The organism is Achromobacter sp. DH1f (genome assembly GCF_000633435.1).
GTDB lineage: Bacteria > Pseudomonadota > Gammaproteobacteria > Burkholderiales > Burkholderiaceae_B > Achromobacter > Achromobacter deleyi.
This window is the reverse complement of the sequence record NZ_AYMF01000129.1, coordinates 1-326: the sequence shown is the minus strand read 5'-3', so window position 1 is coordinate 326 and position 326 is coordinate 1. Positions and strand designations below refer to the sequence as shown.

Genomic DNA, 326 nt, shown 5'->3' with positions numbered 1-326 from the left:
TTTTTGTATTGTTGTGTTTGTGGCGCAGCGACTCAGAATTTCTCTTGCCAAGTTTTCGTCGCCACAAAGACAAAACCCCACAGGCGAGAGCCTATGGGGTTTTGCGGAATAAAAGCCTGACGATGACCTACTTTCACAGACGTCCGTCCACTATCATCGGCGCAAAGGCGTTTCACTGTCCTGTTCGGGATGGGAAGGAGTGGTACCACCTTGCTATGGTCGTCAGGCGTAACTGGTTGAGTGGTTGCTTTGAGGGCAACAACTCCAATCTTGGAAGAAGCGCAACGTGTGGTGATCAGAGACGAGCTCGATGATCACGCACAGTG

General features: G+C 50.9%; 1 rRNA gene. It reads right to left on the bottom strand.

The features are described from left to right. Positions 1-114 precede the first annotated feature (114 nt). Positions 115-227 (bottom strand): 5S ribosomal RNA (rrf, locus tag U858_RS0133385). Positions 228-326: the final 99 nt, after the last annotated feature.